The sequence below is a fragment of the Microbacterium sp. Ag1 genome (assembly GCF_001005635.1).
Taxonomy (GTDB): Bacteria; Actinomycetota; Actinomycetes; order Actinomycetales; family Microbacteriaceae; genus Microbacterium; species Microbacterium oxydans.
The window spans coordinates 227,805-242,863 of sequence record NZ_LBCR01000033.1; the positions used below are offsets into that span (position 1 = coordinate 227,805).

General features: G+C 67.8%; 14 protein-coding genes. 1 reads left to right on the forward strand and 13 read right to left on the reverse strand.

Annotated elements, in window-relative coordinates; genetic code table 11:
• Nucleotides 1-68 precede the first annotated feature (68 nt).
• From whiA to AAY78_RS16055, 10 genes are all read right to left on the reverse strand, one after another.
• On the reverse strand, nt 69-1,046 hold the full coding sequence (whiA, locus tag AAY78_RS16010; RefSeq protein ID WP_017830285.1) for a DNA-binding protein WhiA: 978 nt from the start codon (nt 1,044-1,046) through the stop codon (nt 69-71).
• Between the two features lie 67 nt (nt 1,047-1,113).
• The gene (rapZ, locus tag AAY78_RS16015) at nt 1,114-1,986 is read right to left on the reverse strand and encodes an RNase adapter RapZ (protein ID WP_046749271.1); all 873 of its coding nucleotides are present in this window, start codon (nt 1,984-1,986) and stop codon (nt 1,114-1,116) included.
• Between the two features lie 34 nt (nt 1,987-2,020).
• Entirely contained in the window at nt 2,021-3,925 is a 1,905-nt protein-coding gene (uvrC, locus tag AAY78_RS16020; RefSeq protein ID WP_046749272.1) for an excinuclease ABC subunit UvrC, read from the reverse strand.
• Complete coding sequence (gene uvrA / locus AAY78_RS16025) at nt 3,925-6,813, reverse strand: excinuclease ABC subunit UvrA (protein ID WP_046749273.1); 2,889 nt, start codon at nt 6,811-6,813, stop codon at nt 3,925-3,927. The genes uvrC and uvrA overlap by 1 nt, the downstream gene beginning before the upstream one ends.
• A gap of 9 nt (nt 6,814-6,822) precedes the next feature.
• Complete coding sequence (locus AAY78_RS16030; protein ID WP_127012089.1) at nt 6,823-7,419, reverse strand: hypothetical protein; 597 nt, start codon at nt 7,417-7,419, stop codon at nt 6,823-6,825.
• Complete coding sequence (locus AAY78_RS16035) at nt 7,416-8,729, reverse strand: DUF58 domain-containing protein (protein WP_231589732.1); 1,314 nt, start codon at nt 8,727-8,729, stop codon at nt 7,416-7,418. The genes AAY78_RS16030 and AAY78_RS16035 overlap by 4 nt, the downstream gene beginning before the upstream one ends.
• Complete coding sequence (locus AAY78_RS16040; RefSeq protein ID WP_046749276.1) at nt 8,726-9,697, reverse strand: AAA family ATPase; 972 nt, start codon at nt 9,695-9,697, stop codon at nt 8,726-8,728. The genes AAY78_RS16035 and AAY78_RS16040 overlap by 4 nt, the downstream gene beginning before the upstream one ends.
• Complete coding sequence (locus AAY78_RS16045) at nt 9,694-10,167, reverse strand: hypothetical protein (RefSeq protein ID WP_231589733.1); 474 nt, start codon at nt 10,165-10,167, stop codon at nt 9,694-9,696. The genes AAY78_RS16040 and AAY78_RS16045 overlap by 4 nt, the downstream gene beginning before the upstream one ends.
• Nucleotides 10,164-10,919: a DUF4129 domain-containing protein gene (locus AAY78_RS16050; protein WP_046749278.1), complete on the reverse strand. Its 756-nt coding sequence runs from the start codon at nt 10,917-10,919 to the stop codon at nt 10,164-10,166. The genes AAY78_RS16045 and AAY78_RS16050 overlap by 4 nt, the downstream gene beginning before the upstream one ends.
• Before the next feature lie 71 nt (nt 10,920-10,990).
• On the reverse strand, nt 10,991-11,434 hold the full coding sequence (locus AAY78_RS16055) for a MarR family winged helix-turn-helix transcriptional regulator (protein ID WP_046749279.1): 444 nt from the start codon (nt 11,432-11,434) through the stop codon (nt 10,991-10,993).
• 45 nt (nt 11,435-11,479) lie between these two features.
• On the opposite strand from AAY78_RS16055, the gene AAY78_RS19590 reads away from it, so the two are divergent.
• Nucleotides 11,480-11,722: a hypothetical protein gene (locus tag AAY78_RS19590; protein ID WP_105724504.1), complete on the forward strand. Its 243-nt coding sequence runs from the start codon at nt 11,480-11,482 to the stop codon at nt 11,720-11,722.
• Nucleotides 11,723-11,777: 55 nt separating this feature from the next.
• Here the strand turns inward: AAY78_RS19590 and AAY78_RS16060 are convergent, their stop codons facing one another.
• From AAY78_RS16060 to AAY78_RS16070, 3 genes are read right to left on the reverse strand one after another with little or no spacing between them, the layout of a single operon-like run.
• The gene (locus AAY78_RS16060) at nt 11,778-12,128 is read right to left on the reverse strand and encodes a TfoX/Sxy family protein (RefSeq protein ID WP_046749280.1); all 351 of its coding nucleotides are present in this window, start codon (nt 12,126-12,128) and stop codon (nt 11,778-11,780) included.
• 13 nt (nt 12,129-12,141) lie between these two features.
• Nucleotides 12,142-14,214, reverse strand: a complete 2,073-nt coding sequence (gene uvrB, locus AAY78_RS16065) for an excinuclease ABC subunit UvrB (RefSeq protein ID WP_046749425.1) — start codon at nt 14,212-14,214, stop codon at nt 12,142-12,144.
• A 47-nt stretch (nt 14,215-14,261) separates the two neighbouring features.
• Nucleotides 14,262-15,053, reverse strand: coding sequence for a GNAT family N-acetyltransferase (locus AAY78_RS16070; RefSeq protein WP_046749281.1), 792 nt, complete (start codon nt 15,051-15,053; stop codon nt 14,262-14,264).
• Between the last annotated feature and the right edge of the window lie 6 nt (nt 15,054-15,059).

Here is a 15,059-nt window from a genome sequence, read left to right on the forward strand (position 1 = left end):
TCCTTCCGCCGTATGACGAAGACCCGCCGTCCGGATGCCGGACGACGGGCCTTGGTCGCGGATGCGGATCAGACGTCGAGTCCGACGGGGACGGCGGCTTCCGTTCCGGGAATGCCCTCCTGCTGCGCGCGCTTGTCCGCCATCGCCAGCAGGCGACGGATGCGACCGGCGACGGCGTCCTTCGTCAGTGGCGGGTCGGCATGGTGTCCCAGCTCGTCGAGGCTGGCATCACGGTGCGCGAGACGGAGCTCGCCCGCCACCTTCAGATGATCGGGGACCTCGTCGGCCAGGATCTCGAGGGCACGCTCGACACGCGCGCACGCGGCAACGGCGGCCTGCGCGGAACGGCGCAGGTTCGCGTCGTCGAAGTTCACCAGACGGTTGACGCCGGCCCTGACCTCGCGGCGCTGGCGGAGCTCCTCCCAGGCGATCGCGGTCTTCTGCGCTCCCATCTCGTTCAGGATGGTGCGGATGGCCTCGCCTTCGCGCACGACCACGCGCGGCATACCGCGCACCTCACGGGCCTTCGCGGCCACCCCGAGTCGATGCGCGGCGCCGACGAGAGCCATGGCCGCCTCCGAGGACGGGCAGACGACCTCGAGCATGGCGGAGCGTCCTGGCTCGCTCAGGCTGCCGGCCGCGAGGAACGCGCCGCGCCACAAGCCGGCGACCTCGGCCCGGGAACCGGTGGTGAGCCGGTTGGGAAGCCCACGGACGGGCCGTCGACGCTGATCGAGCAGACCCGTCTGACGGGCCAGGGTCTCCCCCTGCGCGATCACGCGCACAGCCCAGCGTGCACCGTCGTTCGCGGTGCTCGACTGCACCTGGGCGATCTCCGGGCGCACGCCGTAGATCTCGGCGAGGTCGCGGGCGACGCGTCGTGCGAGAGTCTCGGCATCCACCTCGGCCTCCACGGCCACACGGCCGGCGATCGAATGCAGACCACCGGCGAACCGGAGGATGGCGGTCACTTCCGCGACTCGCACCGTCGGGGGTGCGTTGCGGATGCTGACCAGCTCGGCCTTGACGTCGGTGGTTAGTGCCACGACACTCCTTCACGTTCACGCGCCGGATCGCGACGCAAACGTCCAGCTTACTCGGCCGGACGGCCCGCTACTCTCGGCCCAGGTCCCGGTGACGGACGTTCACGGCCACTCCGGGGATCGCAGCGAGGCGGCGCGCCAGCTCTTCCGACATCGCCACGGAACGGTGCTTCCCGCCGGTGCAGCCGATAGCGATCGTCGAGTGGCTCTTGTTCTCGCGCTGGTATCCCTCGAGCACGGGCACCAGCGCCTTCGAATAGGAGTCCAGGAACTCCATCGCGCCTTCGCGGGAGAGGACGTACTCGCGCACGGGCTCGTCCTGTCCCGTCTGACCGCGCAGCTCCTCGTTCCAGAACGGGTTCGGCAGGAATCGCATGTCTGCCACGATGTCGACGTCGGTCGGAAGCCCGTACTTGAATCCGAAGCTCAGCAACGTGACCCGATGCCGCGCCTCGCCCTCCGCCGAGAAGATGTCGGAGACGTGCGTTGCGAGCTGGTGGATGTTGAGCATCGAGGTGTCGATCACCAGGTCCGCGCCTTCGCGGATCGGGGCGAGGCGCTCACGCTCGGTGCGGATGCCGTCGAGCAGAGTCCCCTCCCCCTGCAATGGATGCGGTCTGCGCACGGACTCGAATCGACGCACCAGCACGTCGTCCGACGCGTCGAGGAACAGCACGCGGACGGAGCCACGGGAACGCAGCGCACGCGCCACACCGGGGAAGTCGTCGAAGAGGTTGCGTCCACGGACGTCCACGACGGCGGCGACCTTGGGCAGCGCCGTGCCACCCATGTCGGTCAGATCGAGCAGAGGACGCAGGATCTGCGGGGGCAGATTGTCGACCACGTACCAGCCGAGGTCCTCGAGTGCGTTCGCCACCGTCGTCCGACCCGCGCCGGACATTCCCGTGACGATGAGGAACTCGCCCTTTTCCCCGTCAGACATCGCTCAGTGCTCCCTCTCCCCCTCGACCTCCAGCCTAGCGAGTGGAGAGGTGCGTGTGGATGTTCTGGGCGAGCACGGGACCGATCCCCTGGACCTCTTCGATCTGCCCCGGTTCTGCCGCGCGAAGAGCGGTGACCGAACCGAAGTGCTTGAGCAGCACCTTGATGCGCGCGGCACCCAGCCCGGGAACCTCGGCGAGGACGGAGCCGATGTCGTTCCGCCGCTTCTTGCGCTGATGCGTGATCGCGAACCGGTGTGCCTCGTCGCGAAGCCGCTGCAACAGATAGAGGGCTTCGCTCGTGCGCGGGAGGATCACCGGGAATTCCTCGCCGGGAAGCCAGACTTCTTCGAGTCGCTTCGCTATGCCGCACACCGCGATCTCGGTGTGTCCCGCATCACGGAGCGCCCTGGCTGCTGCTTCGACCTGAGGCTGTCCGCCGTCGACCAGAAGCAGCTGCGGTGGATACGCGAAGCGGGGCTTCCGACGTGCTGTCGCCTCGCCGACATCTTCCCCGACGACCTCGTCTGTCGTCGGGTCGATGGCCTCCGGCTCTTCGGGTCGGTCGAGGTAGGCCAAGCGACGACGAAGCACCTGATACATCGAGTCGGTGTCATCCGTGGTCTCGGCGATGTTGAACGAGCGGTACTGGTCCTTGCGGGGCAGGCCGTCCTCGAACACCACCATCGAGGCGACGACATTCGTACCGCCGAGGTGCGAGATGTCGAAGCACTCGATCCGCAGCGGCGCTTCGTCCATCCCGAGCGCCTCCTGCAGGTCGGTGAGAGCCTGCGTGCGGGCGACGTAGTCGGTCGTGCGCCGTGTTTTGTGACGGATCAACGCCTGCTGTGCGTTCAAGGTCGCCGTGCGCATGAGATCTGCGCGTTGGCCGCGTTGCGCCACCGCGATCTCGACCTTCTTGCCGCGGCGTTCACGCAGCCACAGCTCGAGCTCCGCGGCGTCGTCGGGCAGCGTGGGCACCAGGATACGCCGCGGCACGTCCTGCGCTTCGCCGTAGGCCTGCTGGAGAACCTGCTCGACGAGTTCGCCGCTGGAGATGTCGATCTCCTTCTCGATCGTCAGAGCACGCACACCACGGACCCTGCCGCCGCGGATGACGAAGTGCTGCACCGCCGCCGCCAACTCGTCCTCGGCGATGCCGAACAGGTCGGCGTCCTCATCACTGGGGAGCACGAGTGCACTCTTGCCCAGCACAGCTTCGATGGCCGAGAGCTTGTCCCGATACTTGGCTGCGGCCTCGTAGTCCATCGCCGCCGACGCGGCCAGCATCCGCTTCGTGAGCTCGCGCGTGAAGCGCTCATCACCACCGGCCATGAAGGCGACGAAATCGTCGACCATGGCACGGTGCTCCTCGATGCTCACCGTCATCGAGCACGGACCACCGCACTTGCCGATCTGGCCGGGGAAGCACGGCCTGCCCGTCTGCATGGCGCGACGGTAGCTGGAGTCACTGCAGGTGCGGATCGGGAACGCCTTGATCATCAGGTCGATCGTCTCGTGCACGGCCCACACCTTCGGGAAAGGGCCGAAGTAGCGAGCGCCGGGGATCTTCCGGTTGCGCGTGACGATCACACGCGGTGCTTCGTCTGCGAGCGTGACAGCCATGAAGGGATAGGACTTGTCGTCCTTGTACCGCACGTTGAAGGGCGGATCGAACTCCTTGATCCACATGTACTCGAGCTGGAGCGAGTCGACATCGGTCGGGACCACCGTCCACTCGACGGACGACGCCGTCGTGACCATGCGTCGGGTCCGCTCGTGCAGGGTCCGCAGCGGCGCGAAGTAGTTCGACAGCCGCTGCCGGAGGTTCTTCGCCTTCCCCACGTAGAGCACGCGACCGGCCGAGTCGCGGAACCGGTACACGCCGGGGTCGGTGGGTATCTCTCCGGCCCGCGGCTTGTACGGCAACACGTCGGCCATCAGCTGGCCTTCCGCGCGGAGCGCCCCTCACCCAGGATCTCGGCGAGGAAGAGACCGGTGTGGCTCTCCTCGACGCGCGCGATCTGCTCCGGGGTACCCGTGGCGACGATCTGTCCGCCGCCCGAACCGCCCTCAGGGCCGAGATCGATCACCCAGTCCGCGGACTTGATCACGTCGAGGTTGTGCTCGATCACGATGACCGTGTTGCCCTTGTCGACCAGTCCGTTGAGCACTTCGAGGAGCTTGCGGACGTCTTCGAAGTGCAGACCCGTCGTCGGCTCGTCGAGCACGTAGATGCTGCGTCCGTTGCTGCGTCGCTGGAGCTCGGTCGCGAGCTTGACGCGCTGCGCCTCACCACCGGACAGGGTCGTCGCCGACTGGCCGAGTCGCACGTACCCGAGCCCGACGTCGACGAGCGTCTTCATGTAGCGGTGGATCGCCTGGATCGGCTCGAAGAACTCGGCTGCCTCCTCGATCGGCATCTCGAGCACCTCGGCGATGTTCTTGCCCTTGTAGTGCACGGCGAGCGTGTCGCGGTTGTAGCGCTTGCCGTGGCAGACCTCGCAGTCGACGTACACATCGGGCAGGAAGTTCATCTCGATCTTGATCGTGCCGTCGCCCGAGCAGGCCTCGCACCGGCCGCCCTTGACGTTGAAGCTGAAGCGTCCGGGCTGGTAACCGCGGACCTTCGCTTCGGGCGTCTCGCTGAACAGGGTGCGGATGCGGTCGAACACTCCCGTGTACGTGGCCGGGTTCGACCGCGGGGTGCGACCGATCGGGGCCTGGTCGACGTGCACGACCTTGTCGAGGTTGTCGAGTCCGGTGACCCGCGTGTGCTTGCCGGGAACGGTTCTCGCACCGTTCAGCCGCGACGCCAGCACCTGGTACAGGATGTCGTTGACGAGAGACGACTTCCCGGAGCCGCTGACCCCGGTGACTGCGGTGAGGACGCCGAGCGGGAAGTCTGCGGTGACATTGCGGAGGTTGTTCGCCCGAGCGCCCACGACGCTCAGCATCCGCTTCTTGTCGATCTTCCTGCGCTTCTTCGGCATGGGGATCTCACGACGGCCGGACAGGTACTCCCCGGTCATGGAGTCCGTGTCGGCGAGCAGGGCGGAGTACGGTCCGGAGTGGACCACCGCACCGCCGTTGACGCCCGCGCCGGGGCCGATGTCGACGACCCAGTCCGCTGCTTCGATCGTCTCTTCGTCGTGCTCCACGACGATCAGCGTGTTGCCGAGGTCGCGCAGCGTGAGCAGCGTCTCGATCAGACGGCGGTTGTCGCGCTGATGCAGACCGATCGACGGCTCGTCCAGGACATAGAGGACTCCGGTCAGTCCGGAGCCGATCTGCGTCGCGAGACGGATGCGCTGCGCCTCACCACCGGACAGCGACCCCGCCGAGCGGCTGAGGTTGAGGTAGGACAGACCCACCTGCAGCAGGAAATCGAGACGAAGGCGGATCTCACGCAGCACCTGAGCCGCGATCTTGGCTTCGCGCTCGGTGAGTGTGAGCGTCTCCATGAAGGCACGCGCGTCGGCCAGGCTCAGGTGCGAGACCTCGGCGATCGAGTGCCCGTGCACCTGCACCGCGAGGACCTCGGGCTTGAGCCTGTCGCCGTCGCACACGGGGCACGGCACCTCGCGGAGGTACTCGCCCCAGCGGTTGCGCTGGTTGTCCGATTCGGCCTGGAGGTACTGGCGCTCGATGTAGGGCACCACACCCTCGAAGCCCGAGGTGTAGCGCATCTCGCGACCGTAGCGGTTCTTCCATTTCACGGAGACCTTGTAGTTCTCGCCACGCAGCACAGCGTTCTGCACATCGGAATGCAGTTCACGCCACGGAGTATCCAACGAGAAGTCGAGGTCGTTCGACAGTCCCTCGAGCAGCCGCTCGTAGTACTGGAACAGCCCCTTGCCCTGCGTGGTCCACGGGATGATGACGCCCTCGCGGATCGACAGGTCTTCGTCACCGAGCATCAGGTCGACGTCGACGGACATGCGCGTGCCGAGGCCGGAGCATGCGGGGCAGGCTCCGAACGGCGCGTTGAACGAGAACGTGCGCGGTTCGATCTCGGTGAGCGTGAGAGCGTGGCCGTTCGGACAGGCGAGCTTCTCGGAGAAGGTCTGCCAGGCGTCGTCGCCCTCGCCGTCGACGTAGTTGATCTGCACCACACCGCCGGCGAGTCCCAGCGCCGTCTCGACCGAGTCGGTCACGCGTCCCAGGATGTCGTCGGATGCGACCAGGCGGTCGACCACCACGGCGATGTCGTGCTTGTAGCTCTTCTTGAGCGTGGGAGGCTCGGCCAGCTGGATGAGGTCGCCGTCGACGATCGCGCGTGAGTACCCCTTCGCGCCCAGTTCCCGGAACAGGTCGACGAACTCGCCCTTCTTCTGCGAGACGATCGGCGCGACCACCTGATACCGCGTGCGCTCGGGGAGCTCCATGAGCTGATCCGCGATCTGCTGCACCGTCTGACGCTGGATCCGCTCGCCGCACTCAGGGCAGTGCGGGATGCCGATGCGCGCCCAGAGCAGTCGCATGTAGTCGTAGATCTCGGTGATCGTGCCGACCGTGGACCGCGGGTTGCGGTTGGTCGACTTCTGGTCGATCGAGACGGCGGGGCTCAGCCCTTCGATGAAATCGACGTCGGGCCGATCCACCTGACCGAGGAACTGGCGCGCGTACGCGCTCAGCGATTCGACATAGCGGCGCTGCCCCTCGGCGAAGATCGTGTCGAACGCGAGGCTGGACTTTCCCGATCCGGACAGGCCGGTGAACACGACGAGCGAGTCGCGGGGAATGTCGATGTCGACGTTCTTGAGATTGTGGACGCGGGCACCGCGGACACTGAGTTTTCCGGGGGAGGCAACGGGGACGATGGGCACCGGACAAGTCTACGAGGGGCCACGGACATTGGCTCCGTCGTGCCGCACCGCGATGCTCTCCCCCTCCACCCGTTCGGACTCTCGGGGGTGAGCGTCCGCTCTCCGGGCGGCGTGCAGGGCCAGCAGAACTCCGACGGCGAGCGCCGCGGCGGCGAGCGGTGCGAGCGGGGTGAGGCCGTGCACGACATCCGAAGGCGCGAGCAGCCACACGCCGAACACGACGGGCTGCGCCAGCAGCTGGATGACGAGGAGACGCGCGAGACTCGACCCCAGAACGGGAAGCGCGACACGCGAGGAGATCGGGATCACCAGGCTCAACGATCCGAGCACGTGGATCGCATGCACGAGCAGCACTGCCAGAGCGGTGCGCCCCGGATCCGGGTCCGTCAGGAGAATGCCGAACACGAGGCATGCGGCTGCCAGCCAGGCGGCCAGGGAACGTGGGAGCACGACGGCGAGCGCTGCGGCGATCACGGCGACGCCCTGCCACAACGGGAAGGGGACCAGCACGAGCGCCCCTCCCCACGCGATACCCACCACCAGCAGTCGGACGACGACCCCCGGAACGGCCGCCCGCACCCGGAACGATCGGAGTCGGCGCCTCACCTCCGTACCATCCGCATCCGTTGCTGGCGAAGAGCCGCGAGCCTCATCGCGACGTCGGCATCGGAATCCGTCCATCTGACGACCTCGACGCCGGCGTGCTCGAGCTCGACGAGGATGTCGGAGCGCTCCGCCAGCAGGGTGCGCAACGCGATGCGCTGTTCACGCGTGAGTCGGCTCTCCTCCGGTGCAGGGAGGACGTCGACGGCCACCACGGCGTGGCCTGACGCCCGCCAGCGAGTGACCAGCTGAGCGGCGGCGCCGTCGAAGAACGTCGAGAGTACGAAGATGATGGAACCCGGCGGCACGACCGGCGACCGGCGATACCGGGGGTCGCCCTCACTCTGACCCGTCGCCGCGATCACGTCGCGAAGGCGGGCGAGGTGACGCGGGCCGCCGCCGGCGGGAAGGCTCCGGCCGCCGGGCGACAGTGCGTGGTACGACACGCGATCCCCGACGCCGATCGCAGCGGTCGCGATCGACAGCGCGGCTTCGCGGGCGTGGTCCAGGGAGGTGACACCCGATCGGTCGGCGTCGTCCGTTCCCCAGGATGCGACGACCGTTCCCAGGTCCTCTGCGGTGTCGATCGCGATCACCACCGATGAGTCGCTGAGGGCGACGGTGCGTCGCACGAGCAGGTCGCCGGGTCGACGGGCGGCGCGCGCGGTCGCCCGCCAGTCGACACGACGCAGCTCGTCACCGGGGGCGAACGGATGGATGTCTCGGAAATCGCCGCCCTGTCCGGGCCGAGACCCCTCGTGGGCACCGTGCAGGCCCGTGAGCCGTGGCGCGACCGGCAGCTGCCCGATGCGCTCCTGCCTCGGTGGCGCGTGCCACTCCAGCGCGACGCGGGGTGCCGGCTCCGACACCCAGGCGCCGTCGAGAGCCACTCCTCGGGCCGTCACGCCGAGGAGCTCGACAGGACCAGAGTGCTGCAGCCGGTTGCGCGATGTCAGGATGGAGCGCCCCGGCAACACGTCGGCGACCCCGGACCGCCGTTCCTCCTGGTCGACCGCGACCTGGAGCCAGCCGGTATCGAGGTCGGCGCCCACCGCCCCCACCACATCCGACGAAGGGGCGAAACCCTCCGGCCGTGCCCGCAGCTCGATCGACAGCACGCCGTCGCAGGGACGGCGCAGCAGTACCCACACCGTCGCCAGTGCGAGCGGGAGACCGATACCGACCACATCGGGCCGAGAGAACACGAGGCCGGCGGCTGCGACGATCGCCGAACCCGCGAGTCCTATCGCGATCACAGGCGTCCGACTCCAGCGCACATGCGAGCGCGCCGTGACGCGGACCGACTCTGTCACCGTACCGCAGCCACTGTCGGAGGAACCGGAGTCACGGCGACCACCGTCGCGACGACCGAACGAGGATCCACTCCCTGGGCCCAGGCCTGCGGCGTCAGCGTGAGTCGGTGAGCGAGGACGGACCCCGCGATGCGCTTGATGTCGTCCGGTCGGACGTAGTCGCGATCATCCAGGGCGGCGAGTGCTCGGCCGAGCAGGACGAGAGCCTGTGATCCCCGAGGAGAGGCGCCGACGGCGACGTGCGCCGCGTCCCGGGTGGCCCTCGTCAGCTCGACGCAGTACCTCGCGACATCGGCATCGACGTGGATCCGTTCGACCGCCGCCTGGATCGCGAGGAGCCCTGCTCCGTCGACGACGGACTCGACGGAGGCATCCGGGCTCTGCCGTCTCACGCGGTCGAGGATGATGCGGGTCTCGTCCTCCGGCACGGGGTAGCCGACCGCGAGCCGCACCATGAAGCGGTCGAGCTGCGCCTCGGGAAGCGCGTACGTTCCCTCGTACTCGATGGGATTCGACGTGGCGATCACATGGAAGGGACGCGGTAGGGCGAAGCTGTTGCCCTCGACCGTCACCTGACGCTCCGCCATCGCCTCCAGCATCGCCGACTGCGTCTTCGGCGTGGTGCGGTTCACCTCGTCGGCAAGGAGCAATCCGGTGAAGATCGGCCCCGGCCGGAACACGAACTCGCCGGTGGCCGGTGCGTAGACGTAGGAGCCCGTGACATCCCCGGGAAGCATGTCAGGGGTGCACTGCAGACGTCGGAAGTCGAGGCCGAGCGCCGAAGCCAGGCTCCGCGCGGCGAGTGTCTTGCCGAGGCCCGGGACGTCTTCGAACAGCACATGGCCGCCAGCGAGGATCGCGGCGAGGGCGATCGTGAGAGGCTCGTCCATCCCGACCACGGCTCCACGGACGCTGTCGAGCACCCGACGCCCGGTCTCGGCGATCTGCGTGGTCTCCTGGTTGGTCATCCGGGCTCCTCCATGTCGTTGGGGATTCTGTCGATCGCATCGAGCACCATCTCGATGTCGGTGCGCTGCACCTCGCGACGGTGCAGGGCGTCCCGCACCCCCTCGCCGAGGAGTGCGTCGATGCGTGCGTGCTGTGCGGGGTCGTCGAGGTCGAGACCGCGCAGGGCGAGGCGTCTTCGCAGCACCGCCTGCACGCGACGCACGACGACGTGTCCGGCGACCCCCGTGCGGGTGTTGATCGCCCATGCCATGCGGGAGACCTCAGAGCCGTGCGAACTGCGGCTCGGCGCTTCCGGAGGCCACTCGGGTCCGACCTCGATGAACTCCTGACGACAGGCGAAGACCACCGCGAGGGCGAGGATCATCCAGGCGAGCACGAACGGCTCGGGGAACCCCAGCTGTCCGAGCAGGAGGAGGACGCCCGCGGCGCCGATGACACCGACGCTCACGACGAGGACCCGTTTCTTCATCGCCACCCCTCCTGGATGCCGCGAAGACACTCGGCAGCTCGGGCACGATCGTCTTCGTCGGCATCGTGACCGCCGAAGCGGACGCGTTCGTAGAGGCCCAGCAGGGTGACGACGTCGTCGGTGATCCCGGCGCGTCTGCCGATGATGCGCACGGTGAACTCTGAGGGCGTCTCGTTGACACCGCGCCCCGCACCGGCATCCGCCGCGGATTCCTCCAGCCCCACCCACGCCGCGATGATGCTGTCGCCGGGTCGGGACCGGTCATCGACTGTCCGCAGCGCCTCCGCGATGCCGCGCCGGATCGTCGCCTCGTCCGGGTCGCCCCCGGCTGCAGGCACTGCGACGACGTGTGCATCCAAGGCCGACGCCGTTCGGCGCGCGAGAGGACGGTCGCGCCAGAGGCCGACGAGGTAGCGGATCAGGAGGCGGGCGCCGAAGAACACCATCGCGAGCACGGCGGCGAGGACGAGCGCGGCGAGGACGTATCCGATGATCGCGAGCAGCGGAGAGTCCTCCGGTGGATCCATCGGAGGGGGTGCGGTCTCCGCCGGCGCCGTCGGCCCCGTGCCCTCGCCGACCCGTGGTTCGGCATCGGCGAGCCATCCCCCGAACTGCGGAAGCCCCTGCGCCGCTGCAGCGAACATGATCGTCGTGAAGAAGCCGGCGATCGCGACGAGCGGAAGCAGCAGCATCCGTGGGCGATTCGACCTGGCAGTCTCATGCACCGGGACCGAGGGCTCGGAGCGGGACATGCCCCCACCCTAGGGGCTGCGTCTCCCCCGGACCGCCATCACCTCCGGCAGAGCCGGACGCCGACGACAGGTCAGCCGAGGTCGGGACGGCGCCCGGCGAACGGGCCCAGACCGTCGCGGAGCGCCGCGATCTCGTCGATTCCCATACCGACCGCGGCCATCACCTGGTGCGGAACCTCCACCGCGCGCTCGCGCAGCGCAGCGCCCGCCGACGTCAGAGTGATCTCGAGTCGCCGCTCGTCCTCGGTGCTTCGCTGACGCGCGACCAGCCCGTCCGCCTCGAGCCTCTTCACCAGCGGGGATGCGGTCGCGGGCTCCATGGCCAGGTCGCCAGCCAGGTCGTTCAGCGTGCGAGGAGCTCGTTCCCAGAGCGCCAGCATGACGAGGTACTGCGGGTGCGTCAGGCCGAGTGGCTCGAGGATCGGTCGATACAGGGCGACGACGTTGCGTGCCGCTGTCACCAGGGCGAAGCAGAGCTGGTTCTCGAGCCGGAGCAGGTCGTCGGTGGGGGTCACAAGGGAGACTATACATCTGCACTAATAGTTAGTACACTAATCAACATGGCACAGGACTCCGACCGCCCGCCCCTCCGCACTCGCATCCGCGAAGCAGGAGGACTGTACTCCTGGGTGAACACGAACCTCATCCGGTTCGCAGGACCCGCCTCCGTCGGCCCGTACGAGAAGACGCCCCCACCCAGCGCGGCCGAGCGGGCCGAACGCGCCTGCCCTCTCTGCGGGGCTCCGATGACGCAGCACGAGATCGACCGCTCCGGGCCCAAAACGCTGGTGCACTGCCCCTAGGGCGAGCGGCCGACCGCGCCCTGGCACGCGGCCGTTGAGAGCGCGGGGATCCGTATCAGCCCTGCCCCGAGCTCTCCGCCCTCGAAACGGCGGACTCTCGAGCGACATCCAGCCAGAACATGAGCGCTGTGTCGTCTTCGATCGCCGTCTGCGAAACGTCGAGCCACCCCGAACTCATGGTGCGCGCCCCCATCACCGCGCGTGCCGCGCCTGGCTCGGTGAGCAGCGCGGCGCCGTCCTCATCCGCCACACGGACCAGCAGCACCCCCCCGGGACGCGCGCCCACCAGGATGTGCCCGTCGTCGAGGAACGCTCTCGTGCCGAACATGCGCCGCTCTTCGATCTCCGTGTCTGCTCCGAGCAACGCGCGCACACGATCCGCCAGCTCGTTCCCCGCAGCGTCCATCGTTCGTCCCCGCTTACGCGTGTCCGGCGCGCTCCATGGCGCGGAGTTCCTTCTTGAGATCCTGCACCTCGTCGCGCAGACGCCCGGCGAGCTCGAACTTGAGCTCCGCCGCAGCCGCGAGCATCTGGTCGGACAGATCCTGGATGGTGGCCTCGAGCTGCTGCGCGCCCTCGGCGGCGATCCCGGTACGACGCAGGTTGGGCGTCGGCGATTTGCCCTTGCCCGTCGCGCGGCCACGACCCGACAGCATCTCCGCCGTGTCGGCACCTTCACGGGCCAGCACCTCGGTGATGTCAGCGATGCGCTTGCGGAGCGGCTGCGGATCGATGCCGTTCTCCTTGTTGTACGCGACCTGCTTCTCCCGACGTCGGTCGGTCTCCTCGATCGCCTTCGTCATGGAGTCGGTCATCTTGTCGGCATACATGTGCACTTCACCGGACACGTTTCGTGCCGCACGGCCGATGGTCTGAATCAGAGACGTACCCGAGCGCAGGAACCCCTCCTTGTCGGCGTCGAGAATCGCCACGAGGGAGACCTCTGGAAGGTCGAGGCCCTCGCGCAGGAGGTTGATACCCACGAGAACGTCGTACACGCCAGCGCGCAGCTCACTGAGCAGCTCGACGCGGCGCAGCGTGTCGACATCGGAATGCAGGTAGCGGACACGCACACCGTGCTCGCCGAGGAAGTCGGTGAGCTCCTCGGCCATCTTCTTGGTGAGAGTCGTGACAAGCACACGCTCGTCACGCTCGACCCGCACGCGGATCTCCTCGAGCAGGTCGTCGATCTGCCCCTTCGACGGCTTCACCACGATCTCCGGGTCGACGAGGCCGGTCGGGCGGATGATCTGCTCGACGACGCCGTCGGCGATCCCCATCTCGTACTTCCCGGGAGTGGCCGAGAGGTACACCGTCTGTCCGATGCGGTTCTTGAACTCGTCCCAGCGCAGCGGACGGTTGTCCATCGCGCTCGGAAGACGGAACCCGTGGTCGACCAGCGTGCGCTTGCGGGATGCGTCGCCCTCGTACATCGCGCCGATCTGCGGCACCGTCACGTGCGACTCGTCGATCACGAGCAGGAAGTCGTCGGGGAAGAAGTCGAGCAGCGTGTGCGGAGGCTCGCCGGGCATGCGACCGTCCATGTGACGCGAGTAGTTCTCGATGCCGGAGCAGAAGCCCAGCTGCTGGAGCATCTCCAGGTCGAAGGTCGTGCGCATGCGCAGACGCTGCGCCTCGAGGAGCTTGCCCTGACGTTCGAACTCGGCGAGGCGCTCTTCCAACTCGTGCTCGATCGTGCCGATGGAGCGCTGGATGACGTCGGTACCGGCCACATAGTGCGATGCCGGGAAGATCGGCACGGCGTCGAGCTTCTCGATGACCTCGCCGGTCAGCGGATGCAGCGAGTACAGCGCCTCGATCTCGTCACCGAACAGCTCGATGCGGATGGCGTGCTCTTCGTAGACGGGGATGATCTCGATGGTGTCTCCGCGCACACGGAAGTTGCCCCGCGAGAAGTCGACATCGTTGCGGTTGTACTGCATGGCGATGAACTGACGGATGAGCGCATCGCGGTCATAGCGCTCCCCCACCTGGAGGGCGACCATGGCCCGCAGATACTCTTCCGGCGCCCCGAGTCCGTAGATGCAGGACACTGTGGAGACCACGATGACATCGCGTCGGCTCAACAGCGAGTTGGTCGTCGAATGCCGCAGTCGCTCGACTTCGGAGTTGATCGAGGAGTCCTTCTCGATGAAGGTGTCGGTCTGCGGTACGTACGCCTCCGGCTGGTAGTAGTCGTAGTACGAGACGAAGTACTCGACCGCGTTGTTGGGCATGAGCTCGCGGAACTCGTTCGCGAGCTGGGCGGCGAGGGTCTTGTTGTGCGCGAGCACGAGCGTGGGACGCTGGACCTGTTCGACCAACCAGGCCGTCGTGGCGGACTTGCCGGTACCCGTCGCGCCGAGAAGCACCACGTCTGTCTCACCGGCATTGATGCGCGCCGCCAGATCGGCGATGGCCTTCGGCTGGTCTCCGGCCGGCTCATACTCGCTGATGACCTCGAAGGGGCGGACACTGCGCGTGGGTTGCATACCTCCAGCGTATGCCGCCCCTCCGACATCGAGGCCGTCGCGCAGGATCAGCCTCGCACGGGAGTCCACACGTACGGCGTTGTCGTCGACACCTTCACCAGTCCCGACCGCTCCAGGATCGGGCGCGAGAACTCAGTGGAATCGGAGTGGAGGTAGCGGACCCCACGCGCGAGAGCCGAGCGCGCCCGCTCCGCCGTGAGAGCGCGGTAGATGCCGCGGCCTCGCCACTCCGGGAGCGTCGCACCGCCCCAGAGACCGGCGAACTCGGTGCCGGCCACCGGCTCGAGCCTCCCGGCGCTGATCACCTCGTCGTCCACGACAGCGATCCACAGCTCCGCCGAAGGGTCTTCGCGCAGGTGCACGACGAGCTCCTCCGACCTCGAACGCCAGTCGGGGTCATCGAAGACGCGGCCCTGCATCTCACCCGCCGCGAACACGTCGGCATCACTACGGCTCCGCCTGATCGTGACGTGCTCAGGAACGTCGACGTGCCGCGCGAGCGGGCGGGCCTCACCGATCATGATGGACTCCGGCTCCTCCGGCACGAAGTCGCGAGCGACAAGAGCGTCGTGCAGGCCGGGGGCACGATCGTGACCGCGGGTCTTCCACTCGACCGACCTCACCTCCCGACCCCCCGCGAAGTGGTCGGCCGCCGCGTCGACCAACAGCGCGACGTCGTCCGCATCCGCGTCGCCGAGCTCGGCATACGTGACGAAGCCGCGTCCGCCGGGGAACGTCGCCATCAGGAGCGGTCCGTGCCCCACCACGTTCGATGCCCCCGCGATCTCAGGATGTGTGCGGAGCTGACGGTCGTACGCTTCCAGGAACTGCAGCTGCATGATGGG

What these genes read in the sequence shown, in the direction of transcription:
- AAY78_RS19590 (WP_105724504.1), top strand. Translation starts at nt 11,480, where the DNA reads ATGGCACAGGACTCCGACCGCCCGCCCCTCCGCACTCGCATCCGCGAA.
- rapZ (WP_046749271.1), bottom strand. Translation starts at nt 1,986, where the DNA reads ATGTCTGACGGGGAAAAGGGCGAGTTCCTCATCGTCACGGGAATGTCC.
- uvrC (WP_046749272.1), bottom strand. Translation starts at nt 3,925, where the DNA reads ATGGCCGACGTGTTGCCGTACAAGCCGCGGGCCGGAGAGATACCCACC.
- uvrB (WP_046749425.1), bottom strand. Translation starts at nt 14,214, where the DNA reads ATGCAACCCACGCGCAGTGTCCGCCCCTTCGAGGTCATCAGCGAGTAT.
- AAY78_RS16045 (WP_231589733.1), bottom strand. Translation starts at nt 10,167, where the DNA reads ATGAAGAAACGGGTCCTCGTCGTGAGCGTCGGTGTCATCGGCGCCGCG.
- AAY78_RS16040 (WP_046749276.1), bottom strand. Translation starts at nt 9,697, where the DNA reads ATGACCAACCAGGAGACCACGCAGATCGCCGAGACCGGGCGTCGGGTG.
- AAY78_RS16070 (WP_046749281.1), bottom strand. Translation starts at nt 15,053, where the DNA reads ATGCAGCTGCAGTTCCTGGAAGCGTACGACCGTCAGCTCCGCACACAT.
- AAY78_RS16060 (WP_046749280.1), bottom strand. Translation starts at nt 12,128, where the DNA reads ATGGACGCTGCGGGGAACGAGCTGGCGGATCGTGTGCGCGCGTTGCTC.
- AAY78_RS16050 (WP_046749278.1), bottom strand. Translation starts at nt 10,919, where the DNA reads ATGTCCCGCTCCGAGCCCTCGGTCCCGGTGCATGAGACTGCCAGGTCG.